Annotated in this window: 23 protein-coding genes; 14 read left to right on the forward strand and 9 right to left on the reverse strand. The window is 75.8% G+C overall.

All coding sequences use genetic code 11. The features are described from left to right. Nucleotides 1-7: 7 nt before the first annotated feature. The gene (gene sph / locus OSB71_RS17605; RefSeq protein WP_265949138.1) at nucleotides 8-1039 is read right to left on the reverse strand and encodes a sphingomyelin phosphodiesterase; all 1032 of its coding nucleotides are present in this window, start codon (nucleotides 1037-1039) and stop codon (nucleotides 8-10) included. Between the two features lie 268 nt (nucleotides 1040-1307). Continuing rightward, nucleotides 1308-2954 carry an ABC-F family ATP-binding cassette domain-containing protein gene (locus tag OSB71_RS17610; protein ID WP_265949140.1) on the reverse strand — a complete coding sequence of 549 codons (1647 nt, stop codon included), beginning with the start codon at nucleotides 2952-2954 and terminating at the stop codon, nucleotides 1308-1310. 271 nt (nucleotides 2955-3225) lie between these two features. Between OSB71_RS17610 and OSB71_RS17615 the strand changes: the two genes are divergently transcribed. Then, complete coding sequence (locus tag OSB71_RS17615) at nucleotides 3226-3888, forward strand: nitroreductase family protein (RefSeq protein WP_265949141.1); 663 nt, start codon at nucleotides 3226-3228, stop codon at nucleotides 3886-3888. A gap of 177 nt (nucleotides 3889-4065) precedes the next feature. Here OSB71_RS17615 and OSB71_RS17620 read toward each other — a convergent pair whose 3' ends face one another. From OSB71_RS17620 to OSB71_RS17635, 4 genes are all read right to left on the reverse strand, one after another. After that, a complete protein-coding gene (locus OSB71_RS17620) occupies nucleotides 4066-5448 on the reverse strand; it encodes a hypothetical protein (RefSeq protein WP_265949143.1) in 1383 nt (460 codons plus the stop codon). Nucleotides 5449-5683: 235 nt separating this feature from the next. Then, nucleotides 5684-8083, reverse strand: coding sequence for a Tex family protein (locus OSB71_RS17625; protein ID WP_323055307.1), 2400 nt, complete (start codon nucleotides 8081-8083; stop codon nucleotides 5684-5686). A gap of 69 nt (nucleotides 8084-8152) precedes the next feature. Further along, nucleotides 8153-9016, reverse strand: a complete 864-nt coding sequence (locus OSB71_RS17630; protein WP_265949147.1) for an SCO6745 family protein — start codon at nucleotides 9014-9016, stop codon at nucleotides 8153-8155. Nucleotides 9017-9072: 56 nt separating this feature from the next. After that, nucleotides 9073-9870: an enoyl-CoA hydratase/isomerase family protein gene (locus OSB71_RS17635; RefSeq protein WP_265949149.1), complete on the reverse strand. Its 798-nt coding sequence runs from the start codon at nucleotides 9868-9870 to the stop codon at nucleotides 9073-9075. A 302-nt stretch (nucleotides 9871-10172) separates the two neighbouring features. Between OSB71_RS17635 and OSB71_RS17640 the strand changes: the two genes are divergently transcribed. Continuing rightward, nucleotides 10173-10649, forward strand: coding sequence for an ATP-binding protein (locus OSB71_RS17640; RefSeq protein ID WP_265949150.1), 477 nt, complete (start codon nucleotides 10173-10175; stop codon nucleotides 10647-10649). 118 nt (nucleotides 10650-10767) lie between these two features. Here OSB71_RS17640 and idi read toward each other — a convergent pair whose 3' ends face one another. Together idi and OSB71_RS17650 are read right to left on the reverse strand one after the other, a co-directional pair. After that, complete coding sequence (gene idi / locus OSB71_RS17645) at nucleotides 10768-11322, reverse strand: isopentenyl-diphosphate Delta-isomerase (RefSeq protein WP_265949152.1); 555 nt, start codon at nucleotides 11320-11322, stop codon at nucleotides 10768-10770. Nucleotides 11323-11395: 73 nt separating this feature from the next. After that, nucleotides 11396-12331 (reverse strand): cation diffusion facilitator family transporter, encoded by a 936-nt coding sequence (locus OSB71_RS17650; protein WP_265949153.1) that lies wholly within the window; start codon nucleotides 12329-12331, stop codon nucleotides 11396-11398. A gap of 472 nt (nucleotides 12332-12803) precedes the next feature. Between OSB71_RS17650 and OSB71_RS17655 the strand changes: the two genes are divergently transcribed. The 11 genes from OSB71_RS17655 to OSB71_RS17705 all read left to right on the forward strand — a co-directional run bounded on the left by OSB71_RS17655 (nucleotide 12804) and on the right by OSB71_RS17705 (nucleotide 24511). After that, nucleotides 12804-14576, forward strand: a complete 1773-nt coding sequence (locus OSB71_RS17655; RefSeq protein WP_265949214.1) for a DUF5941 domain-containing protein — start codon at nucleotides 12804-12806, stop codon at nucleotides 14574-14576. Further along, a complete protein-coding gene (locus OSB71_RS17660; protein WP_265949155.1) occupies nucleotides 14573-15319 on the forward strand; it encodes a phosphocholine cytidylyltransferase family protein in 747 nt (248 codons plus the stop codon). Before OSB71_RS17655 ends, OSB71_RS17660 begins: the two co-directional genes overlap by 4 nt. Then, complete coding sequence (locus tag OSB71_RS17665; RefSeq protein ID WP_265949157.1) at nucleotides 15307-16368, forward strand: iron-containing alcohol dehydrogenase family protein; 1062 nt, start codon at nucleotides 15307-15309, stop codon at nucleotides 16366-16368. Before OSB71_RS17660 ends, OSB71_RS17665 begins: the two co-directional genes overlap by 13 nt. Next, the gene (locus OSB71_RS17670) at nucleotides 16346-17128 is read left to right on the forward strand and encodes a CDP-alcohol phosphatidyltransferase family protein (RefSeq protein ID WP_265949159.1); all 783 of its coding nucleotides are present in this window, start codon (nucleotides 16346-16348) and stop codon (nucleotides 17126-17128) included. The genes OSB71_RS17665 and OSB71_RS17670 overlap by 23 nt, the downstream gene beginning before the upstream one ends. A gap of 44 nt (nucleotides 17129-17172) precedes the next feature. Next, nucleotides 17173-18027: a glycosyltransferase family 2 protein gene (locus OSB71_RS17675; RefSeq protein WP_265949216.1), complete on the forward strand. Its 855-nt coding sequence runs from the start codon at nucleotides 17173-17175 to the stop codon at nucleotides 18025-18027. A gap of 72 nt (nucleotides 18028-18099) precedes the next feature. After that, the gene (locus OSB71_RS17680; protein WP_265949161.1) at nucleotides 18100-19038 is read left to right on the forward strand and encodes an ABC transporter permease; all 939 of its coding nucleotides are present in this window, start codon (nucleotides 18100-18102) and stop codon (nucleotides 19036-19038) included. After that, nucleotides 19025-19840, forward strand: a complete 816-nt coding sequence (locus OSB71_RS17685; protein WP_265949162.1) for an ABC transporter ATP-binding protein — start codon at nucleotides 19025-19027, stop codon at nucleotides 19838-19840. Before OSB71_RS17680 ends, OSB71_RS17685 begins: the two co-directional genes overlap by 14 nt. A 162-nt stretch (nucleotides 19841-20002) precedes the next feature. Continuing rightward, complete coding sequence (hpnC, locus tag OSB71_RS17690; RefSeq protein ID WP_416237286.1) at nucleotides 20003-20965, forward strand: squalene synthase HpnC; 963 nt, start codon at nucleotides 20003-20005, stop codon at nucleotides 20963-20965. Continuing rightward, on the forward strand, nucleotides 20962-21966 hold the full coding sequence (gene hpnD, locus OSB71_RS17695; protein ID WP_265949164.1) for a presqualene diphosphate synthase HpnD: 1005 nt from the start codon (nucleotides 20962-20964) through the stop codon (nucleotides 21964-21966). The genes hpnC and hpnD overlap by 4 nt, the downstream gene beginning before the upstream one ends. Then, nucleotides 21963-23441, forward strand: a complete 1479-nt coding sequence (gene hpnE, locus OSB71_RS17700) for a hydroxysqualene dehydroxylase HpnE (RefSeq protein ID WP_265949166.1) — start codon at nucleotides 21963-21965, stop codon at nucleotides 23439-23441. The genes hpnD and hpnE overlap by 4 nt, the downstream gene beginning before the upstream one ends. Next, on the forward strand, nucleotides 23438-24511 hold the full coding sequence (locus OSB71_RS17705) for a polyprenyl synthetase family protein (RefSeq protein ID WP_265949167.1): 1074 nt from the start codon (nucleotides 23438-23440) through the stop codon (nucleotides 24509-24511). The genes hpnE and OSB71_RS17705 overlap by 4 nt, the downstream gene beginning before the upstream one ends. 59 nt (nucleotides 24512-24570) lie before the next feature. On the opposite strand, the gene OSB71_RS17710 is transcribed toward OSB71_RS17705, so the two are convergent. Further along, nucleotides 24571-25377: a tyrosine-protein phosphatase gene (locus tag OSB71_RS17710; protein WP_265949169.1), complete on the reverse strand. Its 807-nt coding sequence runs from the start codon at nucleotides 25375-25377 to the stop codon at nucleotides 24571-24573. Between the two features lie 114 nt (nucleotides 25378-25491). Here OSB71_RS17710 and OSB71_RS17715 point away from each other — a divergent pair, with 114 nt between their 5' ends. Continuing rightward, complete coding sequence (locus OSB71_RS17715) at nucleotides 25492-26220, forward strand: alpha-ketoglutarate-dependent dioxygenase AlkB family protein (RefSeq protein ID WP_265949170.1); 729 nt, start codon at nucleotides 25492-25494, stop codon at nucleotides 26218-26220.

A 26220-nucleotide genomic window follows, 5' to 3' on the forward strand; every position in this document is an offset into this window, starting at 1 on the left:
TGCGGCACTAGCGGCCCACCACCGGGTAGTGGTCGCTGAGGTTGGTGTAGGTGTACGAACGGCCCCAGCTCGTCACCGTCCACGGGGCGGACCGCTCGTCGACCGTGGCGTTGTGCCACTCGGCGGGCCGGACGTGCCCCGCGCGGTGCAGCACGTGGTCGAGGTGCTCGCGGGCCTCGCCGGGGTAGCGGTCGGCGGCGACGGAGTTGCGCACGGGGTCGAAGGAGTGGGCGGGCCCCGAGCGCCCGTCGGGGTCCACCAGGTCCGCGGTGGCCAGCAGCGACGCGTACTCCGAGCTGTGGCTGTCGACGTTGAAGTCACCCGCGACGACGACCTGTTCGTGCGCCGGGATGGCCTTGCGGTCCAGGAAGGCGTCCAGCTCCCGGAACTGGGAGGCGCGCACCCGGGCCGCCTCGCCGGTGCCGCAGCCGGGGTCGGTGGACTGGGCGTGGGTGCCGACGACGTGCACCCGCTCCCCGCGCACGTCCAGCACGGCGTAGACGAAGCCCTTGTTGGACCACCCGTCCGAGCCGCAGCCGTCGGCGTACACGTACTGCTCCTGCCGCAGCACCGGCCACCTGCTGAGCACGCTCACCCCGCCGTCCTCCGGGGCGAAGGAGGAGTAGGAGCCGCCGGTGGCGTCCCACCCCGAGCGCGAGCGGCCGAGCACCGGCGTGCGGTGCGGGTAGTCGGCGGCGGCGCCGCTCAGCAGCGCGTCGGAGGAGGGGTTGTCGAACGCCTCCTGAAGCACCACCACGTCGTGCCCGCGGAAGAAGTCCGCGCGCGGAATCCGCGCGGCGCGCTGGTCCTGACCCCAGTTGGGGTAGAGCGACCGGTTGAACAGGAACACGTTGTAGGTGAGCACCGAAAGGCGCTGCGGTTCGGCGGACGACGGCGCCGGGGCGGACGGCGCCGGGGCGGTGGCCGGGACCGGGGTCGCGGCGGCGGGCGCGGCGGTGAGGCCTGCGGCGGTCGCGGCCAGCACGGCGGCGGTCACCGCGAACCTGCGGACGGCGCGACGCGCGGGATGCTGCGGCACGGAGGACTCCTCTCACGGGGCGGACGGTGCCGCACATCCAAGCAGCCGCGATTACTCACAGGTAACCCTTGGGCGGTCAGAAGGTGACCGGGGCGCGCACGCCCCGCGACGCCCCCGGCGGCCGGGCTCCCGCCCCGCCCGTCCCGCCGCCCCCGGGGCGGCCGGGGCACCGCTCGGCGCGGTCCGCGTCTCCCCGGCGTCCCCGTGCTGGTGCGGCCCGTGGCGGGCGCACCCGCCACGGGCCGCACCCCGCGCGCCCGCACCCTGCTCAGTGCGCGGGCTCGCCCGGCTCCACCGGAGCCACCTCGCGCAGCTCGCCGTCCAGCCGCAGCCAGCGGGTGATGCCCAGCGCGTGCAGGAACGGCACGTCGTGCCCGGCCACGATCAGCGCGCCCTCGTAGGACTCCAGCGCGGCGGTGAGCTGGGCGACGGAGGTCAGGTCCAGGCTGTTGGTCGGCTCGTCCAGCAGCAGGAGCTGCGGCGCCGGTTCGGCCAGCAGCAGCGCCGCCAGCGTCGCCCGGAACCGCTCGCCACCGGAGAGCGTGCCCACGAGCTGGTCCGCGCGCGCCTGCCGGAACAGGAACCGGGCGAGCTGGGCGCGGACGCGGTTGTCACCGGCGCCGGGCGCGAACCGGGCCGCGTTGGCCGCGACCGACAGGGACGCGTCGAGCACGTCCAGCCGCTGCGGCAGCATCCGCAGCGGGACGTGGGCCCGCACGTCCCCCGCCGCCGGCGGCAGCAGGCCCGCCACCGTGCGCAGGAGCGTCGACTTGCCGGCCCCGTTGGCACCGACCAGCGCGATCCGCTCGGGACCGTGCACGTCGAACGTGGCCCGCGCGCCGCACCGCAGCACCGCGTCCCGCACGCTCAGCACCTGCCGGCCGGGCGGCACCCGGGTGCGGGGCAGGTCGACGCGGATGCGGGCGTCGTCGCGGACGTGCTCGGCCGCTTCCGCCAGCCGCTCGCGCGCGGCGCCCAGCCGCCGCTCGTGCAGGATGCGGTGCTTGCCCGCCGACTCCTGCGCAGCTCGCTTGCGCGCATTCATCACGACCTTCGGCTCGCGCTTGCTCGCGGCCATCTTGCCGCCGTACCGCTTGCGGGCGGCCAGCTTCTCGTGGGCCTCCGCCAACTCGCGCTTCTGCCGCCGCACGTCGGCCTCGGCCACCCGCACCATGCGCGCGGCGGCGGTCTGCTCGGTGGCCACCGCCTCCTCGTAGGCGGCCAGGTCGCCGCCGTACAGGCGCAGGTCGCCGTCGTGCAGGTCGGCGATCTGGTCCACCCGGCCCAGCAGCTCCCGGTCGTGGCTGACGACGACCAGCACGCCGTGCCAGGCCTCCATCGCCGCGTACAGCCGGTGCCGGGCGGCCAGGTCCAGGTTGTTGGTCGGCTCGTCCAGCAGCAGCACGTCCGGGCGGCGCAGCAGCAGGGCGGCCAGCCGCAGGAGCACGGCCTCGCCGCCGGAGACCTCGCCGATCGTGCGGTCCAGGCCGACGCCCGCCAGGCCGAGGCCGTCGAGGGTGGCCCTGGCCCGCTCCTCGACGTCCCAGTCGTCGCCGACGGCCGTGAAGTGCTCCTCGCGCGCGTCGCCCGCCTCGATGGCGTGCAGCGCGGCACGAGTCCGGGCGATGCCGAGGGCCTGGTCGACGCGCAGGCCGGTGGCGAGCGTGACGTCCTGCGGCAGATGGCCGACCTCCCCGGACACCCGCAGTGTCCCGCCGTGCGGGGCGAGTTCCCCGGCGATCAGCTTGAGCAGGGTCGACTTGCCGCCGCCGTTGCGGCCGATCAGCCCGGTCCGGCCGGGGCCCAGGGCGAGGTCGAGCCCGTCGAAGACGGTGGTGCCGTCCGGCCAGGCGAAGGTCAGCGCGGTCCCGGTGATGCCCGGGCCGGGCGTGCCGCGGTGGGACGGGGTGGTCATGGATGCCTCCTGGACGCGTCGAAGGGGAAGGAGCAACGCGGGAAGACACCGGGAGGCCACCCGGGAGACGCGGGCGTGCGGGAGCGGGCTCGCATCCGAGGTCACACGCGTGGCACGGCGCGACGCGCCGCATCAGCACACGGTGTCTTCCGACCTCAGACGAGCAACGGCCTCTCCCATCGACGGCAACAGGGCCGAAAACGACGTTAGGGGCCGGCCGATGGCCGTGCAACGCATTTACGCCGGGCGCTCCGTGTGCTGTGCTGCGGGCATGGTGCAGACCAAGCCGTATCCCACCGTGCCGCTGGAGCCCATGGCCGTCCCCACCGGGCAGGCCGCCGAACGCGCCCGCGCCTTCCACGACGTCATGGCGCGCCGCCGCACGGTCCGCGACTTCGACCCCCGGCCGCTCCCCGACGGCGTCCTCGACTGGGCGGTGCGCACGGCCGCCACCGCGCCCAGCGGCGCCCACGTCCAGCCGTGGCGCTTCGTCGTGGTCACCGACCCCGACCGCAAGCGGCGGCTGCGCGAGGCCGCCGAACGCGAGGAGCGCGAGTTCTACGGGCGGCGCGCCTCACCGGAGTGGCTGGCGGCCCTCGCCCCGCTGGGCACCGACTGGCGCAAGCCGTTCCTGGAGACCGCGCCGGCCGTGATCGTCGTCTTCGAGGTGCACAAGGGGCCGTGCACTCCTCGGCCGTACTACACCAAGGAGTCCGTCGGGATCGCCGTGGGCCTGCTGCTCGCGACGCTGCACCAGGCGGGCCTGGCGACGCTGACGCACACTCCGAGCCCCATGCGCTTCTTGAACGAGGTCTGCGAGCGTCCGGAGGAGGAGCGGGCCGCCTACGTCATCCCGGTCGGGTACCCCGCCCCCGACGCGCGCGTGCCCGACCTGCGGCGCAAGGAGCTGGAGGACGTCGTGGTGCGGCTGTGAGGTGAGTGCGCCCGCGCCGGGCCGCCGCCGCGGCCCGGACCGCCGCCCGCCCGCTCGGTAGCCGCGTCGCCGCGTCGGCACCGGCCGCCGCGCTGGTGCGTCGGTTGGGTCGGCTGTTTCGGCTTTCGGCAGGGCGGGCGGGGTGGCCGGGGGTGGGGTGGCGGTGTGCGGCTCGGATCAGTCGCGGGCCGCCTCCGGCGGGTCTTCCGGCTCCCGCGCGTCCGCCGGACTCCCCGTGGTGCGCGGGCCCTCCGGCCCGGCGGCCTCCGGCTCCGGGCCGTGCGGCTCCGGCCGCCCCGACGGCGGGGCGGCCCCGGACTCGTCGGCGTCCTCGTCGCGCGCCGAGTCGGGTACGCGGTCGTCCAGGAAAATGGTGACCGGTCCCCCCTGCGGCCCGAGCGCCGTCAGCCCGGCGGCGATGCGGTCGTAGACGGTGGAGGCCAGCGCCCAGTCGGCGTCGCCCTCCGGCGCGGTGTGCCAGGCGGTGAACAGGCTGCTCAACACGCCGATCAGGGAGCGCCCGGACACGTCGGCGGCGATGCGGCCCTCGCCCCGGTCGGCGAGCTGCGCGGGCAGGCGGAAGTGCGGGTGCCGGCCGGCCTGGCCGATGACGAACTCCCACAGGTCCCGGTGGCACACCAGGAGGGCCGAGGAGACCCCGGCGGCCCGCCGCAGCAGCCCCCGGTGCTCGTCCGTGGCCACGGGTGCCCCGGGCAGCCCGGCATCCTGCCCGGGGCGCGGCGGGAGTTGTTCCTCCCACCGCGCGGACAGCGTCGCCACGTCGGTCTGGAGCCCGACCAGGTGGACGCCCAACTCGTCCTGGAGCGCGCCGCACTCCTGGCGCAGCGCGGCCACGACGGCCTGCGCGAGCCGCTCGGCGTGCGGACCGTCCTCCGCGCCGCCCGGCCCTCCGGCCTCCTCGGCCGCACCCGCCCCCTCCTGCGCTCCGGCTGCGCCGGTCTCCACCTGCGCGCCGTCCGCCGCGCTGTCGGGTGGGCTGTCCGCCTGCGCGCCGTTCGCCGCGCTGTCGGGTGGGCTGTCCGCCTGCGCGCCGTTCGCCGCGCTGTCGGGCGGGCTGCCCGTCACCGCGCCGTCCGTGGCCCGGCGCTGGGCGGGCACGGTGCCGAGGAGCGCGGTACCGACCGGGAGGGTGCCCACCGGACCCGCGTCGGCCGTCCCCGCCGCGTCGGCCGCACCGCCCTCCGGCCGGGCGTGACCACTGGTGTCGGTGGGCGCGCCGTCCGGGCCGCGGTCGTGCTCGAAGGCCTCCCTGAGCCGACGCAACTCCTGCTGCAACCCGCTCAGCGCGGTGTGCACCTCGGCGCCGAGTTCGCCCCGACCGCTGATCAGCTCCTTCCTGGACTCCCAAAGTTCACCGCGCAGCCTGCCCAACTCGGCCGTGACCGCCTCACGAGTGGAGCGCTGCGCCGAACCGCCCGCCTCGCGCACGTCGTTCAGCCCGGCCGTCAGTGCTTCGCGCAGCTCCTTGTTCGTGTGCATCAGGGTGTTGTGCACGATGCCGCACCAGTGGGCGGCGTCGTCGTTCCGCTTGCGGGGCAAGGCGATTCCTCATCTCGGCAGAAGTCGTCATCCGCTGGCGCGGAAGACACTGCCCGGGTGGATCACCTTCCATGAGGTTCATCGGATGAGTTCACCCGTACGGGACGACGCCCCGCGCGGTGGCCGTGAGCAGGAACTATCCGTCTGCCTGCCTGCCTGCCTGCCCGCCTGCCCGCCTGCCCGCCTGCCCGCCTGCCCGCACCGCGCGGCGCGGGGAGCGGGCAGGCGGGGTCGCTCAGGCCAGCCCGGCGCGGCGCAGGGCGTCGGCCATCGCGTCGTTGCCCGGCGGCGGGCCCTGGCGGCGCTGCCCGCCGCCGCGCTGGTTCCCGCCGCGCTGGCCGCCCTCACGCTGCCCGCCCTCGCGGCGGCGCGGCACACCGCCGCCGCGCTGCCCGCCGCGCTGTCCGCCCCGGGGCCCGTCGGACGCCTTGCCGGGCTCGTCGTCCAGCCGCAGCGTCAGGGAGATGCGCTTGCGCGCCTCGTCGACGTCCAGCACCTTCACCTTCACGATGTCGCCCGGCTTGGCGACCTCCCGCGGGTCCTTGACGAAGGACTTCGACATGGCCGAGACGTGGACCAGGCCGTCCTGGTGGACGCCGACGTCCACGAAGGCGCCGAAGGCGGCGACGTTGGTCACCACGCCCTCCAGCACCATGCCCGGCGCCAGGTCGCCGATCTTCTCCACGCCCTCCTTGAACGCGGCCGTCCGGAACGCCGGCCGCGGGTCCCGGCCGGGCTTCTCCAGCTCGCGGAGGATGTCGGTGACCGTCGGCAGGCCGAAGGCGTCGTCGACGAAGTCGGCCGCGCGCAGGCCGCGCAGCACCGTCGTGTTGCCGATGAGCGCGGCGACGTCACCACCGTCGGCCCGGGCCATGCGCCGCACCACCGGGTACGCCTCGGGGTGCACGCTGGAGGCGTCCAGCGGGTCGTCCCCGCCGCGGACGCGCAGGAACCCGGCGCACTGCTCGAACGCCTTCGGGCCCAGCCGCGCGACCTCCTTCAGCGCGGCGCGGCTGCGGAAGGGGCCGTGGGCGTCGCGGTGGGTGACGATGTTCCCTGCGAGGGTGCCGCCGATGCCCGAGACGCGCGAGAGCAGCGGCGCGGAGGCCGTGTTGACGTCCACGCCGACGCCGTTCACGCAGTCCTCGACCACCGCGTCCAGGGAGCGGGAGAGCTTCACTTCGGAGAGGTCGTGCTGGTACTGGCCGACGCCGATGGACCTGGGGTCGATCTTGACCAGCTCGGCCAGCGGGTCCTGGAGACGGCGGGCGATCGAGACGGCGCCGCGCAGCGACACGTCCAGCTCCGGCAGCTCCTGCGAGGCGTAGGCGGAGGCGGAGTACACCGACGCCCCGGCCTCGGAGACCATGACCTTCGTCAGCTTCAGGTCCGGCTCGCGCGCCAGCAGGTCCCCGGCGAGTTTGTCCGTCTCGCGGGAGGCCGTGCCGTTGCCGACGGCGATCAGCTCCACCGTGTGCTCCCGCGCGAGCCGGGCCAGGACGGCCAGGGCCTCGTCCCACCTGCGCTGCGGGGCGTGCGGGTAGACGGTCTCCGTCGCGGCGACCTTGCCGGTGGCGTCGACGACGGCCACCTTCACGCCGGTGCGCAGCCCCGGGTCCAGACCCATCGTCGCGCGGCTGCCCGCGGGGGCGGCCAGCAGCAGGTCGCGCAGGTTGGCGGCGAAGACGTCGACCGCCTCGTCCTCGGCCGCCTGCCGCAGCCGACTGCGCAGGTCGATGCCCAGGTGCACCTGGATGCGGGTGCGCCAGGCCCAGCGCACCGTCTCCGCCAGCCAGGCGTCGCCGGGCCGGCCGCGCTGGACGATCCCGAACCGCGCGGCCACGGCCCGCTCGTAAGGGGTGGGGCCGGCGGGGCCGGTGGCCGTGCCCTCGGCGCCCTCGGCGTCCGGCTCCAGCACGAGGTCCAGCACGTCCTCCTTCTCACCGCGCAGCATGGCCAGCACCCGGTGCGAGGGCAGCTCGGTGAAGGGCTGCTGGAAGTCGAAGTAGTCGGCGAACTTCGCGCCCTGCTCCTCCTTGCCCTCGCGCACCCGGGCCACCAGGCGGCCGTGCGTCCACATCCGCTCGCGCAACTCGCCGATCAGGTCGGCGTCCTCGGAGAAGCGCTCGGTGAGGATCGCCCGCGCGCCCTCCAGCGCGGCGGCGGCGTCGGCCACCCCCCGGTCGGCGTCGACGAACGCCGCGGCGGCGGCCCGCGGCTCCACCGCGGGGTCCGTCAGCAGCCCGTCCGCCAGCGGCTCCAGCCCCGCCTCCCGGGCGATCTGGGCCTTCGTGCGGCGCCTGGGCTTGTAGGGCAGGTAGATGTCCTCCAGGCGGGCCTTGGAGTCGGCCGCCAGGATCCGGGCCTCCAGGCGGTCGTCCAGCTTGCCCTGCCCGCGCACCGACTCCAGGACCGCGGCGCGCCGCTCCTCCAGCTCCCGCAGGTAGCGCAGGCGCTCCTCGACGGCACGCAGTTGCGCGTCGTCGAGCGTGCCGGTGGCCTCCTTGCGGTAGCGGGCGATGAAGGGCACGGTCGAGCCGCCGTCGAGCAAGTCGACGGCGGCCTTGACCTGCCGCTCTGCGACGCCGAGCTCGTCGGCGATCCGGGCTTCGATGGTCAGGGTCGTTGCGGTCACGCCCCGCATTGTGGCAGGCGGGGCCGACGGCGTGGGGGACCGGCGGGGCCCGCCGGGCGGGGGCCGGCCTCAGCCCTTGCCGAACAGGCCCTCGGGGAACGCGCCGGCCTGGAGCGCGGCCAGCGAGAACGCGTTGCCCAGCTCCGTCAGGCGCTCCACGCCCGCCGCGCCCAGGTGCTCGTACGGCGCGCGGTCGCGGCGGTCGGTCTCCGCCTCGATCTCCCGGCGCAGCGCGGTGCCGGCCTCGGTCAGCTCGCCCGCCGCGTCGAGCAGGCCGCGGTCGCGCAGCCGCCCGGCGGCCGCGTCCCAGTCGGCCTGCCCGTAGCCCCGGGTGCGCAGCGCCCACTTCGGGCTCATCCCCTTGCCGGTGGCGGTGTGGCTGACCTGCGCCTCCAGCCCGCTCAGGCCCGCGCCGGCCAGCGCCGCGAGGTGTCCGTCGCCGCGGTGCTCGCGCAGCAGGGTGGCCGCGTGCCACAGCGCGAGGTGCGGTTCGTCGGGCACCGGCAGGTCGGCGTGGGCGGCGTACAGCGGGCGGGCCCCGCGCTCGCAGGCCTCGGTGGCGCGCAGGGCCAGCTCGGCGGCCTCGGCCATCTCCGGGGAGGCGACGGTCCGCGCGCCGAGCAGCCGCCGCAGGGTGCGGTCCGCGCCGCGCAGGCGCGCCGCGAGCACCTGCCGGGGCGCCGCCGTCTCCCAGGCGGCGGGCAGGTGCCGGGCGATGAGGTCGTAGCTGAAGCTGTAGAAGGTCGCCGCGACGGTGCCGGGTCCGACGGCGCCCAGGGCGGCGGCGCGGGAGGCGAAGTAGGCGCCGGAGAAGTCGGTGAGGCCGAGGGCGGCCAGCTCCTCTGCGGTGTCGGGGGAGAAGTAGACGGTCGAGTGCAGCGGGTTGATGGCGTTGTGGCAGCGCCGACCGGCGCGCTCGTAGAGGTGCGTCATGCGGGCAGGGTACTGAGCAGTCGCTTAGTGGACCAGTCGGTTCGGCGGCGCTCCGGTCACGCCGGGGTGCCCGGCCGCGCTCCGGGGCCGCCGGCGGGCGCGCCGGGCCCCGGCGACCAGGTGAAGCGCGGCCGTCGGCGCTCCAGGAACGCGGCGACGCCCTCGGCCGCCTCGCCGCAGGACGCGGCCTCGCGCTCCCAGTGGGCGATCCGGTCGGGTGCCGCGGGGCCCGCGGCGAACTCCTTCGCCGCGGCCTGGGTGAGCTGCGAGCGTTCGGCGAGGACGCCGGTGAACGCCGCCACCCGCTCGTCCAGACCGGCGGCGGGCAGCACCTCGTCGACCAGGCCGGTCCGCAGCGCCCGCGCCGTGTCGATCAGCTCGCCCGAGAAGAGCAGGTACTTGGCCGTCGCGGGGCCGACGAGGGACACCAGGCGCCCGGTGGAGCCGGCGCCGTAGACGATGCCGAGCTTGGCCGGGGTGATGCCGAACGCCGCCCCCTGCGCGGCGAACCGCAGGTCGCAGGCGACCGCGAGCTGGCAGCCGCCGCCCACGCAGTAGCCGCGGACCGCGGCCAGCGTGGGCTTGGGGAAGGCGGCCAGCGCCTCCTCGGCGGCGCGGGCGAGCGCGGGCGGGGAGCTGTCGTCGCGCAGTCCGGAGATGTCGGCGCCCGCGCAGAAGGTGTCGCCCGAGCCGGTCAGCACCAGCGCGCGCACGGCCGGGTCGGCGCCCAGCCGGTCGAGCAGCGGCGGCAGGTCCCGCCACATCGCCGCGGTCATCGCGTTGCGCTTGGCGGGGTGGTGCAGGCGCACGGTCGCCACCGCGCCGTCCACCGTGCAGAGCAGACCTGACTCCATGAGGGCGATGCTATTCCGCGCCCCCGCGCCCCTCGGCCGGGGGCCGGGCGGGAGCCGGTGGGGGACGGGGCGGACCCGGGTACGAATCCGGGCAGGGGGCCCGGAACGCCGCAGAAAGCGATCACGTCCGCGCACGCCGCGGTCGTCGGCGTGCGCGAGCGCTTGGTGCCGTCCGAAAGGCGACCAGTTCCGCACAGCTCCCCACCCCTTCGCACGCGGGGCCCAACACTCGGGGGACAGGTGGCCCGGGGCGACGTGCGCGGGCCGCGCGGGCGCGTGGAGACGAGAGGACGCCGGTCACGATGGAGAGCAGCGGGAGAGCCCTGCGGCCGCCCCCGGCCGGGGGAGCGGGCTACGAAGGCGCCTGGCGGTTCTCCGCCCCCGCGCTGGACTCCTCGGTCCCGCGGGTGCGCCACGCCGTGCGGGACCTGCTCGCCAGGCAGGGCGCGCCCGTCTCCGGCGAGGCGCTGGAGGGGCTGCTGCTGGTCCTCTCCGAGCTGGTGACGAACGCCGTGCGGCACGCGGCGCTGCTCTCGCCGCACCTGGGCGTGGAGGTGTCCCTGGGCACCGGCTGGGTGCGGGTGGCCGTGGAGGACGGGCATCCCTACCGGCCGAAGGCACTGGCCGCCGACCCGGCCGAGGAGCACCTGGGCGGGCGGGGGCTGCTGCTGGTGAAGGCGGTCTGCGCGGAGCAGGCGGGGGCGTGCGGTGTGGAGCGGACCGCGGCCGGCGGCAAGGTCGTCTGGGCCTGCCTGCCGCTGGCGGCGCCGGCCGGGTAGCGCACCGGAACCCGCGCTCCGGCACGCCCCGGACCGCGCGGCCGGCCGGGGCCGTCGCCGCCCTCGCCGGCGCCGCGGACGGCGCGCACCGGTGCGCGCGCGGACCGCCGGTGGCGTCCTACCAGCCGCCGCCGGTCACCGCGCGGATGCCGTCGCGGGCCGTGTCGAGCACCGTCATGAACCACGCCGAGAACGGGTCGCGGGCGTGGCGCGCGGCCAGCTCGTCCGGGGTGACGAAGGCCGTCTCCGCGATCTCGGCCGGGTCGGGCCGCGGCGGCTGGCGGAGGACCCCGGCGAACAGGTGGTTGTACTCGCGCTCCACCAGCCCGGACAGCGGGTCGGGGTGGCGGTAGGTCACCGTGCCCGCCTCGGCCAGCAGCGCGGGGCCCGCCCCCAGCTCCTCGCCCACCCGCCGGGCCGCGGCCGCGAACGGCGGTTCCCCGGGATAGGGGTGTCCGCAGCAACTGTTGGACCACACACCGGGGGAGTGGTACTTGTCCAGGGCCCGGCGCTGGAGCAGCAGCCGCCCCTCGTCGTCGAAGAGGAAGACCGAGAACGCGCGGTGCAGACGCCCCGGGGGCTGGTGCGCGGCGAGCTTCTCGGCGGTGCCGACGGTGCGCCCGTGCTCGTCGACCAGCTCCAGCATGATCGGAGTCGTCATGGTGTCAGTCATACTGATCTTCCTATACCGCCGCCCGCTCCGGTGTCGCCCGATCCCGGGCCTACACCACCTGGTCAAGTGACGTTCAGTGGCACACGCGTCCCTCGTGGGCGGCGTGGCCGCGCGGTTCGAGTTGGAACGTGCAGTGCTCGACGTCGAAGTGGCTCCCCAGGCACTCCTGCAGCTCGTGCAGCACCCGGTCGTGCTCGCCCGCCTCCAGCAGCTTGTCCTCCACCACGACGTGCACGGACAGCACCGGCATGCCGGAGGTGATCGTCCACACGTGCAGGTCGTGCAGTCCCTCCACCCCGGAGACGGCCAGGATGTGCCGCCGCACCTCGGCCACGTCCACGTCCTTCGGCGCGGCCTCCAGCAGCACCTCCAGCGCCTCCCGGGCGAGCTTGACCGTGCGGGGCACGATCATCAGCGCGATCACCAGCGAGGCGACGACGTCCGCCCGCGTCCAGCCGGTGACCAGGATCACCACCGCGGCGGCGACGACGGCCAGCGAGCCGAGGGTGTCGGCCAGGACCTCCAGGAAGGCGCCGCGCACGTTGAGGCTCTCCTTCTGGCCGCGCATGAGCAGGGCCAGGGACAGGCAGTTGAGCGCCAGGCCGATGAGGCCGATGACGACGGTGGGCCCGCCGGGCACGTCGGCCGGCTCCTGGAACCGCTCCACCGCCTCGACGACGATGTAGCCGCCCACCCCGAGCAGCAGCACGCAGTTGAACAGGGCGGCCAGGATCTCCGCCCGGGCGAGTCCGAAGGTGCGGCGTTCGGAGGCCGGGCGGGCCGCGAAGTGGATCGCGGTGAGCGCGACGGCGATGCCCGTGGCGTCGGTCGCCACGTGACCGGCGTCGGCGAGCAGCGCCAGCGAGCCGGTCAGCCACGCACCGGCGAGCTGCACCAGCAGCAGTGTGACGGCGATCACCAGAGCGATCAGCAGCCGCCCCCGGTACGCCGCCGATGCGGTGCCGGACGTTCCCGGCGGTGGCCCTCCGTGGTTGTGCCCCGCGCCCATGCGCACGCCTCCCGTTCGGTCGGTTACCCGCACAGTCAACTACGGGTCGGGGGTATGGGCAACGCGGCACTGAACACCGTTGTCATGTGCCGTGACCTGCGGGTTTACCGTGCAGCTCAGCGGTGTGCGGGGCCGGGTGGCGACGCCGGGGCACCCGGTCGGCCGCCCCCCGGACGGCCGTCGGACGGCCGCTGGGACGGCCGCCGGTCCGGGCGGGTCGCGGAGCGGCGGGGCGGCGGCCGTCCGGCCTCCCGCGGACCTCGGTCGCCTCCGCCCACCGGGCCGTAACGGAGGCAACCCCGTGTCGCTGAACGCGCGATGAACAGTCCCTTCCGGGATCGGATAGCCTCTGGCGAGTCCGCGCCGCCCACCGGACGGGCGAACGGCACGCCGCCGGGCGCTGCCCCGCGTCCGGCCGAAGACCGGCCGCACGCCCCCCGCACCGGGCCTCGCTGTCAAGGAGTGAGTTCGTCTGCCGACCGCCATCCTCACCGGCCCGCCGGTCGCCGGATCGACGCTCGAAAGCGACCTGCGCTCGCTCGGCTTCACCGTGCGCACCGCCGCCGCCCCGGCCGACGTCGCGGCCCTGCTCACCGCCGTCCCGGCAAGGGAGCGGGCGGCCGTCGTCGACCACCGCTTCACCGGACACCTGCACAGCCTGCGGCTCGGCCTGACCGACCCGCGCTTCCCGGCCGCCGCCGTCCCCGGCGCCGTGACCGCCCAGCCCGCCGCCCGCGCCGCCCTGGCCGACGCCGCGCGCGGCACGCCCGCCCCCGACGAGCTCGCCGCGGCCCTGGAGGCCGGCGGCACCGCCGTGCACCGGCCCGAGCTGGGGGTGCTGGTGGCCGCCGTGCCGCGCGACGCCCAGGCGCTGGACGCCGCCCGTGCCGCCACCGCGGCCGTGGACGAGGAGGACGTACGGCTGCGCTCGGCCGTGAAGTCCCGCGACGGGTTCTTCACCACCTTCTTCATCAGCCCCTACTCGCGGTACGTCGCGCGCTGGTGCGCCCGGCGCGGGCTGACCCCCAACCACGTCACCACCGCCTCGCTCCTGGTCGCCCTGGTGGCCGCCGGGTGCGCCGCCGCCGGCACCCGGGCGTCCTTCGTCGCGGCCGGCGTGCTGCTGCTGGCCTCCTTCGTGCTGGACTGCGCCGACGGCCAGCTCGCCCGCTACGCGCTGCGCTACTCCACCCTGGGAGCCTGGCTGGACGCCACCTTCGACCGGGCCAAGGAGTACGCCTTCTACGCCGGGCTCGCGCTCGGCGCCGCCCGGGGCGGGGACGACGTGTGGGCCCTCGCCCTGGGCGCGATGGTGGTGCAGACCGTGCGGCACGTCGTCGACTTCTCCTTCGCCGAGGCCGACCGGTACGAGGACGGCGCCGGGGCGGGCGCCGGCCCGACCGCCGCCCTCTCCGGCCGGCTGGACGGCGTCGGCTGGACGGTCTGGGCCCGCCGTATGGTCGTGCTGCCGATCGGGGAGCGCTGGGCGCTGATCGCCGTCCTCACCGCGCTCACCACCCCGCGCACCACGTTCCTCGTGCTGCTCGCCGGCTGCCTGCTCGCCGCCTGCTACACCACCGCGGGCCGCGTCCTGCGCTCGGTCGCGCGGCGCGGGCGCCGCACCGCCGGGGCCGCACGGGCGCTGGCCGACCTCGCCGACGGCGGCCCGCTCGCCGAGCTGGCCGCGCGCGCCGCGCCCCCGCTGCGCGGCCTGGCGCCGGTGCTCGCCGGGGTCGGCGCCGTCGCCGTGCCGGCCACCGCCCTGTGGTCCCCGGCGGGCGGCTGGCTCCCGGTCTGGGCGGCCGCGGGGTACGCGCTGCTGTCCGGCTGGGCGCTGGCCCGCCCGCTGACCGGGCGGCTGGACTGGCTGGTCCCGCCGCTGTTCCGGGCCGCCGAGTACGGCACCGTGCTCGCGCTGGCCGCGGTGTCCGAAGTAAACGGAGCGTTGCCCGCGGCTTTCTGCCTGGTAGCGGCGGTCGCCTACCATCACTACGACACGGTGTACCGCATCCGTGGCGGCAGCGGGGCACCGCCGCGGCCGCTGGTGCGGGCCGCCGGGGGGCAGGAGGGCCGCACGCTGCTCGTGGCCGTCGCCGCCGCGCTGTGGTCCGGCGGCCCCCGTCTCCCCGCCGCGCTCTCGGTGCTCGCCGGGATCGTGGCCCTGGTGGTGCTCGCCGAGAGCATCCGCTTCTGGGTGTCCGCCGCGGCGCCCGCAGTACACGACGAAACAGGAGTTCCCGCATGATCGGCCTCGTGCTGGCCGCCGGCGCCGGACGGCGTCTGCGTCCCTACACCGACACTCTTCCCAAGGCCCTGGTGCCCGTGGGGTCCGCGGGAGAGCCGGCGACGACCGTGCTCGACCTCACGCTGGGCAACTTCGCCGAAGTCGGGCTGCGCGAGGCCGCGATCGTCGTCGGCTACCGCAAGGAGGCCGTCTACGAGCGCAGGGAGGAGCTGGAGCGCCGCTACGGCCTGAAGCTCACGCTCATCGACAACGACAAGGCCGAGGAGTGGAACAACGCCTACTCCCTGTGGTGCGCCCGCGAGGTGATGGAGCAGGGCGTCATCCTGGCCAACGGGGACACCGTGCACCCCGTCTCGGTGGAGAAGACGCTGCTCGCCGCCCGGGGCAAGGGGCGGATCGTGCTGGCCCTGGACACCGTCAAGCGGCTCGCCGACGAGGAGATGAAGGTCGTCACCGGCGCGGAGGGCGGCGTCAGCCGGATCACCAAGCTGATGGACCCGGCCGAGGCGACCGGCGAGTACATCGGCGTGACGCTGATCGAGGGCGAGGCCGCCGGCGACCTGGCCGACGCGCTGCGGGCCACCTTCGAGCGCGACCCGGACCTTTACTACGAGGACGGGTACCAGGAGCTGGTCGACCGCGGCTTCACCGTGGACGTCGAGCCCATCGGCGACGTGGCGTGGGTCGAGATCGACAACCACGACGATCTCGGCAAGGGCAGGGAGATCGCGTGCCAGTACTGACCCGGCTCATCCCCTCGCCGGTCGTCGTCGACATCCGGCCCGGGGCGCTGGACGACCTCGCCGGTGTGCTCGCCGACGAGCGGATCTCCTCCTCCGGCAAGCTGGCCGTCGCCATCAGCGGCGGCTCCGGCGCGGCGCTGCGCGAGCGGCTCGCCCCGGCGCTGCCCGGCGCGAGCTGGTACGAGGTCGGCGGCGGCACCCTGGACGACGCGATCAAGCTCGCCGACGCCATGAAGTCCGGCCGCTACGACGCGGTCGTCGGCCTGGGCGGCGGCAAGATCATCGACTGCGCCAAGTTCGCCGCCGCGCGGGTCGGGCTGCCGCTGGTCGCCGTCGCCACCAACCTCTCGCACGACGGGTTGTGCTCCCCGGTGGCCACGCTCGACAACGACGCCGGGCGCGGCTCGTACGGCGTGCCCAACCCGATCGCCGTCGTCATCGACCTCGACGTCGTCCGGCAGGCCCCGCCCCGCTTCGTGCGCTCCGGCATCGGGGACGCGATCTCCAACATCTCCGCCGTCGCCGACTGGGAGCTCTCCCACCGGGTGACGGGGGAGAAGATCGACGGGCTCGCCGCCGCGATGGCCCGGCAGGCCGGTGAGGCGGTGCTGCGCCACCCCGGTGACGTGGCCGACGACGGCTTCCTCACCGTGCTCGCCGAGGGCCTGGTGCTGACCGGGATCTCCATGTCGGTGGCCGGGGACAGCCGCCCCGCCTCCGGCGCCTGCCACGAGATCAACCACGCCTTCGACCTCCTCCACCCCAAGCGGGCCGCCAGCCACGGCGAGCAGTGCGGGCTGGGCGCGGCCTTCGCGATGCACCTGCGCGGAGCGCGCGAGGAGTCCGGGCTCATGGCGCAGGTGCTGCGCCGGCACGGCCAGCCCGTGCTGCCGCGGGAGATCGGCTTCAGCGTCGCGGAGTTCGTCGAGGTCGTGGCGTACGCCCCGCAGACCCGTCCGGGCCGCTACACGATCCTGGAGCACCTCGACCTGTCCACCGACCAGATCAGGGACGCGTACGGCGACTATGTCCAAGCCATCGGTAGCTGAACTCAGGCCGGTCGTCCACCCCGAGGGCGTCAAGGACCGGCGCAGCGGCGAGCACTGGGCCGGGCGGCTCTACATGCGCGAGATCTCCCTGCGCTGCGACCGCCACCTGGTCGGCACTCGCATCACGCCCAACCAGCTCACCTACCTCATGGTGCTCGCCGGTGTGCTCGCCGGGGCCGCCCTGCTGGTGCCGGGGATCACCGGGGCGCTGCTGGCCGCGGTGCTCGTCCAGCTCTACCTGCTGCTGGACTGCGTGGACGGCGAGATCGCCCGGTGGCGCGGGCAGACCTCGGTCACCGGCGTCTACCTGGACCGCGTCGGGCACTATCTGGCCGAGGCGGCGCTGCTCACCGGCTTCGGCCTGCGCGCCGCCGACCTCTTCGGCGTCGACGGGCGCGCGCACTGGATGTGGGCGTTCGTGGGCACGGTGGCGGCCCTCGGCGCGATTCTGATCAAGGCCGAGACGGACCTGGTGGACGTCGCCCGGGCGCGCGGCGGCCTGCCCGCCGTGCGCGAGGCGGCCGCCGTGCCGCGCTCCACGGGGCTGGCCTTCGCCCGGCGGGCGGCCTCCGCCCTGAAGTTCCACCGGCTGGTCGGCGGCGTCGAGGCCTCCCTGGTCATCCTGCTGGTCGCCCTCGCCGACGCGGTGGCGGGCGGGCTGTTCTTCACCCGGGCGGGCGTGGCCGTGCTGGCCGCCATCGCCGTGGTGCAGACCGTGCTGCACCTGGTGTCCGTCCTCGCGTCCAGCAGGCTCCGGTGAGCGGGGACCCGGCCCCGTTCCGGCTCGGCGCGGTGGTCCTCACCATGGGCGACCGCCCCGAGGAGCTGCGCGCGCTGCTGGACTCCGTCGCCCGGCAGGAGGGCGACCCGGTCGCGGTCGTCGTCGTCGGCAACGGCGCCCCGCTGCCCGAGCTGCCCGAACTCCCCGGCGGGCTGCGCACGCTGGAGCTGCCGGAGAACCTGGGCATCCCCGGCGGGCGCAACGCCGGCGTCGAGGTGTTCGGGCCCGCGGGGAGCGAGGTGGACGCGATCCTCTTCCTGGACGACGACGGGCTGCTGCCGCGGGCCGACACCGCCGAGCTGTGCCGGCGGGCGTTCGCGGCCGACGAGCGGCTCGGCATCGTCAGCTTCCGCATCGCCGACCCGGTCTCGGGGGAGACCCAGCGCCGCCACGTGCCCCGGCTGCGCGCCGCCGACCCCCTGCGCTCCTCGCGCGCCACCACCTTCCTCGGCGGCGCCAGCGCCGTGCGCACGGCGGTGCTCCGGCAAGTGGGCGGGCTGCCGGACGACTTCTTCTACGCCCACGAGGAGACCGACCTGGCCTGGCGGGCCCTGGACGCCGGGTGGGGGATCGAGTACCGCGCCGACCTCGTGCTGCACCACCCGAAGACGCTGCCCAGCCGCCATGCCGTCTACCACCGCATGGTCGCGCGCAACCGGGTGTGGCTGGCCCGCCGGCGCCTGCCGCTGCCCCTGGTGCCGGTGTACCTGGGGGTGTGGGTCCTGCTGACCCTGCTGCGCCGCCCCTCGCGCGCCGCCCTGCGCGCCTGGCTGGGCGGCTTCCGCGAGGGCTGGGCCACCGCGTGCGGTCCTCGGCGCCCCATGCGCTGGCGTACGGTGTGGCGCATGACCCGGCTGGGACGCCCTCCCGTCATCTGAAATGCTCGGGTCTGAGAACATCAGCACCTCACCCTCCCGTACCCTTCCGCACCAGAGGACAGACGTTTCACCGTGAGCGAGTCTGCGCACGATCGTGCGGTCGCCATGCAGGCGCCACCCCATCCCGATGACGGCCTGACGCCGGCGGAGCTGGCGGCGAAGTACGGCCTGAGCGTCAGTGGCGCCCGCCCGCCGCTGCTCCAGTACATCCGCCAGCTCTGGCAGCGGCGGCACTTCATCGGGGCCTTCTCCCGGGCCAAGCTGCAGGCCCAGTACAGCCAGGCGAAGCTGGGCCAGATCTGGCAGGTGGCCACGCCCCTGCTGAACGCCGCCGTGTACTTCCTGATCTTCGGGATCATCATGGAGGCCCGCGAAGGCGTTCCCGGTGGCGACCACAACTACGTGCCGTTCCTGGTGATCGGCGTCTTCATCTTCACCTTCAGCCAGCAGTCGGTGCTCTCCGGCGTGCGGGCCGTCGCGGCCAACCAGGGTCTGGTGCGGGCGCTGCACTTCCCGCGCGCCTCGCTGCCCATCGCCTTCGTCCTCCAGCAGCTCCAGCAGCTCCTGTACTCGATGGTCGTGATGCTCGTCGTCCTGCTGGCCTTCGGGCAGCGGCCGGGCCTGTCCTGGCTGCTGGTCTTCCCGGCGCTGGCGCTCCAGTTCCTCTTCAACGGCGGGCTGGCGATGATCTTCGCCCGGCTGGGCGCGGGCACCCCCGACCTCGCGCAGCTCATGCCCTTCGTCCTGCGCACCTGGATGTACGCCTCCGGGGTGATGTTCCCGCTGCACGCGATGCTGGCGGAGAAGGTCCCGCCGTGGGCGATCGACCTCGTCGCCGCCAACCCGGCGGCGGTCTTCATGGACCTCATGCGCTTCGCGCTCATCGACGACTACACCTACGCCGACATCGCCCCCTACCCGTGGCTGCTGGGCCTGGGCTGGGCGCTGGTGGCCGGGGTGTTCGGCTTCGTCTACTTCTGGAAGGCCGAGGAGCGGTATGGCCGTGGCTGAACCGACGACTCCCACCCCGCTGTCGAAGGCCCCGCAGGCCCCCGACCGCCGACCGACGGTCATCGCCGACGACGTGCACATCGTCTACCGGGTCGCGGGCGGCACCCGCGGCAAGGGCAGCGCCACCGCGGCACTCAACCGCATCGTGCGCCGCAAGCCCAGCGGGCGCGTGCGCGAGGTGCACGCGGTCAAGGGCGTCAGCTTCACCGCCTACCGGGGCGAGGCGATCGGGCTGATCGGCTCCAACGGCTCGGGCAAGTCCACGCTGCTGCGGGCCATCGCCGGGCTGCTGCCGCCCGAGCGCGGCAAGGTCTACACCGACGGGCAGCCCTCGCTGCTGGGCGTCAACGCCGCGCTGCTCAACGACCTCACCGGCGAGCGCAACGTGGTGCTCGGCGGGCTGGCCATGGGCATGTCCCGCGAGGAGGTCCGCGCCCGCTACCAGGACATCGTCGACTTCTCCGGCATCAACGAGAAGGGCGACTTCATCACCCTGCCGATGCGGACCTACTCCTCGGGCATGGCCGCGCGGCTGCGCTTCTCCATCGCCGCGGCCAGGCGCCACGACGTGCTGATGATCGACGAGGCGCTGGCCACCGGCGACAAGAAGTTCCAGAAGCGCTCGGAGAACCGCATCCGCGAGCTGCGCAAGGAGGCCGGCACGGTCTTCCTGGTCAGCCACAACAACAAGTCCATCCGGGACACCTGCGACCGGGTGCTGTGGCTGGAGAAGGGCGAGCTGCGCATGGACGGGCCCACCGAGGACGTCCTCGCGGCCTATGAGGAGTACACCGGCAAGTAGGCCCGCGCCCGCGGGCGCACCCGTCCCCCGCCTCCCCCGGCCCCGGTGGCCGGGGGAGCGTCGTGTCCGGGTGCCTCCCCGATCTGGCGTGTCCAAAATGACGATTATCTGGCAATCAAGGTAGAAACGAGGCGTGACGGCAGTGGAGACGGACAGCGCGTGGTGACCGCCTCGCAGCCCCCGGCGCCCCGGGAACCCACGGTGCCCTCGGCGGACGCGGCCGCGCGCGGCGTGCTCGACCAGGCGACGGCGGAGAACTTCCCCGTGGCCCCCCGCTTCCTGCCCGCCGCCTGGCGCGCCGACCTGCTGGCCGTCTACGGCTACGCCCGCCTGGTGGACGACATCGGCGACGGCGACCTGGCCCCCGGCGGCGCCGACGCCCGCCTGCTCGGCGTCGCCCCCGAGCACGCCGGCGACCGGCTCGCGCTGCTCGACGCCGTCGAGGCCGACGTCCACCGCGTGCTGACGGCCGCCCGCGCGCCGGGCGCCCCCGCCCCCCGCCACCCCCTGCTGCGGGCGCTGGTCCCGGTCGCCCGCGCCCACCCGCTGACCGCCGAGCCCTTCCTCGCGCTGCTGGAGGCCAACCGGCTCGACCAGCACCGGCACCACTACGCCACCTGGGAGGAGCTGCTCGGTTACTGCGCGCTGTCGGCCAACCCGGTCGGGCACCTGGTGCTCGCCGTGACCGGTACCCAAAGCCCCGAGCGCGTCCGCCGCTCCGACGCGGTGTGCACCGCCCTCCAGGTGGTCGAGCACCTCCAGGACGTCGCCGAGGACCACCGGCGCGGCCGCGTCTACCTGCCCGCCGCGGACCTGGACCGCTTCGGGGTGCGCGAGCGGGACCTGGGCGCGCCGGTCACGGGCGCCGCCCTGCGCAGCGCCGTGGCCGTCCTGGCGGAACGTTCCTCCGCACTGCTGGACGAAGGGGTCCCGCTGGTGGCGAGCGTGCGCGGACGGCTGCGGCTGCTGCTGGCCGGGTTCACCGGCGGCGGACGGGCCGCCCTCCGGGCGCTGGCCGGCGCCCGCTACGACGTCCTGGCCGGAGCCCCGAAGGCGCGGCGGCCCACGCTGCTGCGCGAGATCGCGGCGGTCCTGGCGGCCGCCCGGCGAGGAGGACCGCGATGACCCCGGCGACGAGCGCCCCCGCGACCACCGGCCCCGCCGACCGCCCGGCCCCGGCCGGGGAGCCGCCGCCCCCGGTGCTCGCCGCCTACCGCTACTGCGAGACCGTCACCACCCAGCAGGCCCGCAACTTCGGCTACGGCATCCGCCTGCTGCCGCCGCCGCGCCGCCGCGCCCTGGCGGCCCTGTACGCGCTGTGCCGCCGCGTCGACGACATCGGCGACGGCTTCCTGGACACCCGCACGAAGACCGCCCGCCTCGCCGACGCCCGCGCCCTGGTCGCCCGCGTCCGCGCCGGCGCGGTGGCCACCGACGACACCGACCCGGTCGCCGTCGCGCTCGCCGACGCCGCGCACCGCTACCCGGTGCCGCTGGACGCCCTGGACGAGCTCGTCGACGGCGTCCTGATGGACGTGACCGCCCGCACCTACCGCACCTGGGACGACCTGCGCGACTACTGCCGCTGCGTGGCCGGAGCCGTGGGGCGCCTCTCGCTCGGCGTCTTCGGGACCGCGCAGGGCGGCCCCGGCCGGCCGGAGGCCCCGCAGACCGCCCGGGCCGCCCAACACGCCGACACCCTCGGCATCGCGCTCCAGCTCACCAACATCCTGCGCGATCTGCGCGAGGACGCCCGCGGCGGTCGCAGCTACCTGCCCTACGAGGAGCTCGCCGCGTTCGGCTGCGTCGGGGCCTTCGACGCGGCCAGCGCCCCCCGCGACGCCGACCTGACCGGGCTGGTGCGCCACCAGGTCCAACGCGCCCGGGAGCTGTTCGCCGACGGCTACCGGCTGCTGCCGCTGCTGGACCGGCGCTCGGCCGCCTGCGTCGCGGCCATGGCCGGGATCTACCGGAAGCTGCTGGACCGCATCGCCGCCGACCCCGAGGCCGTGCTGCGCGGCCGGGTCGCCGTCCCGCCGCGGCAGAAGGCGCTGGCGGCGGCGCGCGGCCTGTCCGGGCTCGACGCCGTGCTGGTGCGGCGGGCCGTCCGCCGGGAAGCCCGGTGAGCACGGACCCCGCCGCGCCCGGGCCCCGGGGCGCGGCGGCGCACGCGGACCCGCGGAGGGGCGGCGCCGTCGTCGTCGGCGGCGGGCTCGCCGGGATCACCGCCGCGCTGCGGCTGGCCGACGCGGGCGTGCCCACGACGCTGGTGGAGTCCCGGCCCCGGCTCGGCGGGCTGGCGTTCTCCTTCCACCGCGACTCCCCGGCCGGGCCGCTGACCGTCGACAACGGCCAGCACGTCCACCTGCGCTGCTGCACCGCCTACGGCTGGTTCCTGGACCGGATCGGCGGCCGGGAGCTCGCCCCGCTGCAACGCCGCCTGGACATCCCGGTGCTGGACGCCCGCAGTCTGCGGCTCGGCCGACTGCGCCGCTCGGCCGCCCCGGCGCCGCTCCACCTGGCCGCCGCGCTGGCCACCTACCCGCACCTGAGCCCCGCCGAGCGCCTGCGCGCCGCCCGCGCCGCGCTCGCCCTGCGCCGCCTGGACCCGGCCGACCCCGCGCTGGACGGGCAGGACTTCGCCACCTGGCTGCGCCGCGCCGGGCAGTCGCCGCGCAGCGTCGAGGCGCTGTGGGACCTGGTGGGCGTGGCCACGCTCAACGCCCGGGCGCACGACGCCTCGCTGGCGCTGGCCGCGCTGGTCTTCCGCACCGGCCTGCTCAGCGCCCCCGGTGCCGCGGACATCGGCTGGGCCCGGGTGCCGCTGGGCACGCTGCACGACACGCTCGCCCGCCGCGCCCTGGACCGGGCCGGGGTGCGGGTGCGCACCGGGGTGCGGGTGCGCGGGCTGGGCCGGGACGCCGACGGGCGCTGGCGCCTGGACACCGGCCGCTCGCCCGGCGCGCCGCCGGAGCCCGCCGCCACCGCCGTGCTCGCCGTGCCGCAGGACCAGGCCGCCGCCCTGCTGCCCGCCGGTGCCCTGCCCGACCCCGGGCGGCTGGCGGCCATCGGCACCGCGCCGATCGTCAACGTGCACGTCGTCTACGACCGGCCGGTCCTGCGCCGGCCGTTCTTCGCCGCGCTCGGCAGCCCCGTGCAGTGGGTCTTCGACCGCGGCGCGGCGGCCGGGCTCGCACCGGGCGGCGGCCAGTACCTCGCGCTGTCCCAGTCCGCCGCGCACGCGGACATCGACGTCCCCGCCGCCGCGCTGCGCGAGCGCTACCTGCCGGAGCTGGCCCGGCTGCTGCCCGCCGCCCGCACCGCACGCGTGCGCGACTTCTTCGTCACCCGCGAGCGTCATGCCACGTTCGCGCCCGTGCCCGGGGTCGAGCGCCTGCGGCCTGCCGCGCACACCCGTGCGCCGGGCGTGTACCTTGCGGGCGCGTGGTGCGCCACCGGGTGGCCCGCGACGATGGAAGGCGCGGTACGCAGTGGCCACGTCGCTGCGCACGAGGCCCTCGCACGCCTCGGGCACCCGCACGGCGACGCCCCCTGGGAGTCGGCGTCAGGACGACCGCTGAACGCTAAGGAGACCATGTGAACCCGGTGCAACCGGCCCACGCCGGCATCGACACCGCCGCGGTGACCGCTCTGCTCACCCGCGGGCGCACGCTGCCCCAGCCCCGGCTGCGCGCCGCGGTGGCCCGTCTCGCGCCGCCCATGGACACCGTCGCCGCCTACCACTTCGGCTGGATCGACGCCGAGGGCCGCCCCGCCGACGGCGACGGCGGCAAGGCCGTGCGTCCCGCGCTGGCGCTGCTGTCGGCCGAGGCCGCGGGTGCCGCGCCGGAGGCCGGTATCCCCGGCGCCGTCGCCGTCGAGCTGGTGCACAACTTCTCCCTGCTGCACGACGACCTCATGGACGGCGACGAGCAGCGCCGCCACCGGGACACGGTCTGGAAGGTCCACGGCCCCGCCCAGGCCATCCTCGTGGGCGACGCGCTGTTCGCGCTGGCCGGGGAGGTCCTGCTCGAACTGGGCACCGCCGAGGCCGCCCGGGCCGCCCGGCGGCTGTCCTCCGCCAGCCGGGCGCTGATCGACGGCCAGGCCCAGGACATCTCCTACGAGCACCGCGAGCGGGTCAGCGTCGCGGAGTGCCTGGAGATGGAGGGGAACAAGACCGGCGCGCTGCTGGCCTGCGCCGCCTCCATCGGCGCGGTGCTCGGCGGGGCGGACGACGCCGCCGCCGACGCGCTGAGCGCCTACGGCCACCACCTCGGCCTCGCCTTCCAGGCGGTGGACGACCTGCTGGGCATCTGGGGCAACCCGGACGCCACCGGCAAGCGGACCTGGAGCGACCTGCGGCAGCGCAAGAAGTCGCTGCCGGTCGTGGCCGCCCTGAGCGGCCGGGGACCGGCCGCGCGGCACCTCGGCGAGCTGCTGCGCAAGGACGCGACGAAGAGCCAGGCCGAGTTCGACGACTTCGACGAGGCGGAGTTCGCGGCGCGGGCCGCGCTGGTCGAGGAGGCCGGGGGCCGGGACTGGACGGCGGCCGAGGCGCGCCGCCAGCACGCCGCCGCCCTGCGCGCGGTCTCGGACGTCGACATGCCCTCCGCCGTGCGGGAGCAATTCGTCGCACTGGCGGACTTCGTGGTGGACCGCCGCAGGTAGCCCGCCCTGGTCTCCGCCCCGCCGCGCCCCGGCCCGGGCCCCGGGCCGGGGTCCGGCGGCTAGTCCAGGAGCCGGTCCCGCAGGGCGGCGCGCGTGGCGCCGGACAGGCCCAGGCCCCGCGACAGGTAGGTGTCCACGTCGCCCCAGGTCTGCGCGATCGTCGCGTACGCCGTCGCCAGGTACGCCGGCCGCGCGTCGAAGAACGGCGCGAGGAGCTCGCGCACCTCCGGATCGATGCGCTTGCGGTCGCCCGCCTCCAGGGCGCCGTCGCCGCGGTGCACCTCGTAGCGCCGGTGCGGCTCGTTGGACAGCAGGTAGTCCGCCTCGATCGCCTCCCGCTCGACGCCGAGCGCCAGCAGCGTGACGGCGACGGACAGGCCCGCCCGGTCCTTGCCCGCGGCGCAGTGCATCAGCACCGGCACCCGCCCGTCGGCCAGCTCGTGCAGCATCCGGCTGTGCTCGGCCGTGCGGTGGCGCACGATGTCGGCGTAGGACTCCTGCATACGCGCCACCGCGCGGCCGTCGGCCAGCTCCTCGCGCAGCACCGCCACCTCCCCGTCGCGCACGAGCTTCCAGAACTCCACGCCGTGGGCCGGGTCGGTCAGCGGTATGTTGACGTTGCGCACCCCCGGCAGGGCGACGTCGGGCCCGTCGAGCGCGATGTCGGCCTCGTTGCGGAAGTCGTACACGGTGTGCAGGCCGAGCCCGGCGAGGAAGGCCGCGTCCTCCTCGGTGGCGCGGGCCAGGTGGCCGCTGCGGTACAGCAGGCCGTGGCGCACGCGGCGTCCGTCCGTCGTCGGCAGTCCGCCGAGATCACGGAAGTTGCGCACCCCGGCGAGCACGGGCTCCACGGCTTCGGACGTCACTGGCGGCTCCTCACACCTGCACCTGCACGAACGGTCACACCCAACGGCATACGCCTCGACGATACGACAAGCGGTTACCCGCCGGTCGCCCCGCCGGGTGCCTACCCTGGCCCGGTGAGTGCCGAACTCTTCCCGCGCCCCGCCGCCCGGGTGGCGCCCGGGGCGGTGCACCTGCCGGGGCGGCTGGACGCCGAGGCCCAGCGGGCGCTGCTGGCCGCCTGCCGGGAGTGGGCCCGGCCGCCGGCCGGGCTGCGCACCGTGCGGATGCCGCAGGGCGGACGGATGTCGGTGCGCCAGCTCAGCCTCGGCTGGCACTGGTACCCCTACGGCTACGCGCGCACGGTCGTCGACGGCGACGGCGCCCCCGTCAAGCCCTTCCCCGGGTGGCTCGGCCGGTGGGCCGGCGCCGCGGCCGAGGCGGCCCGCGCGGTGGACGAGCGGGTGGCCGAGCGGGTGGCCGAGCGGGGGGACGCCGCGACCGGCTCCGCGGGCCGTCCCGCCGGCGCCGCCTATGACGCCTATGACGCCTACGCCGCCTATGACACGGCTCTGGTGAACTTCTACGACGAGCGCGCCCGCATGGGCATGCACCGCGACAGCGACGAGCACACCGACACCGCGGTGGTCTCCCTCAGCCTCGGCGACACCTGCGTCTTCCGCTTCGGCACCACGGCCGGCCGGGGGCGGCCCTGGACGGACGTGGAGCTGGCCAGCGGCGACGCCTTCGTCTTCGGCGGCCCGGCGCGACGCGCCTACCACGGCGTACCGCGCACCCGCCCCGGCACGGCCCCCGCCTGGCTGGGGCTGCGCGGCCGGCTCAACGTCACCGTGCGCGAGCGGTGA

The organism is Streptomyces marinisediminis, from assembly GCF_026262575.1.
Lineage (GTDB): Bacteria > Actinomycetota > Actinomycetes > Streptomycetales > Streptomycetaceae > Streptomyces > Streptomyces marinisediminis.

Coding starts and splice junctions, on each gene's coding strand:
- idi (WP_265949152.1), bottom strand. CDS start 11,322: ATGACTGACACCATGACGACTCCGATCATGCTGGAGCTGGTCGACGAG.
- OSB71_RS17640 (WP_265949150.1), top strand. CDS start 10,173: ATGGAGAGCAGCGGGAGAGCCCTGCGGCCGCCCCCGGCCGGGGGAGCG.
- OSB71_RS17685 (WP_265949162.1), top strand. CDS start 19,025: ATGGCCGTGGCTGAACCGACGACTCCCACCCCGCTGTCGAAGGCCCCG.
- OSB71_RS17650 (WP_265949153.1), bottom strand. CDS start 12,331: ATGGGCGCGGGGCACAACCACGGAGGGCCACCGCCGGGAACGTCCGGC.
- OSB71_RS17615 (WP_265949141.1), top strand. CDS start 3,226: ATGGTGCAGACCAAGCCGTATCCCACCGTGCCGCTGGAGCCCATGGCC.
- OSB71_RS17630 (WP_265949147.1), bottom strand. CDS start 9,016: ATGACGCACCTCTACGAGCGCGCCGGTCGGCGCTGCCACAACGCCATC.
- OSB71_RS17670 (WP_265949159.1), top strand. CDS start 16,346: ATGTCCAAGCCATCGGTAGCTGAACTCAGGCCGGTCGTCCACCCCGAG.
- OSB71_RS17635 (WP_265949149.1), bottom strand. CDS start 9,870: ATGGAGTCAGGTCTGCTCTGCACGGTGGACGGCGCGGTGGCGACCGTG.
- hpnD (WP_265949164.1), top strand. CDS start 20,962: ATGACCCCGGCGACGAGCGCCCCCGCGACCACCGGCCCCGCCGACCGC.
- OSB71_RS17610 (WP_265949140.1), bottom strand. CDS start 2,954: ATGACCACCCCGTCCCACCGCGGCACGCCCGGCCCGGGCATCACCGGG.
- OSB71_RS17675 (WP_265949216.1), top strand. CDS start 17,173: ATGGGCGACCGCCCCGAGGAGCTGCGCGCGCTGCTGGACTCCGTCGCC.
- OSB71_RS17660 (WP_265949155.1), top strand. CDS start 14,573: ATGATCGGCCTCGTGCTGGCCGCCGGCGCCGGACGGCGTCTGCGTCCC.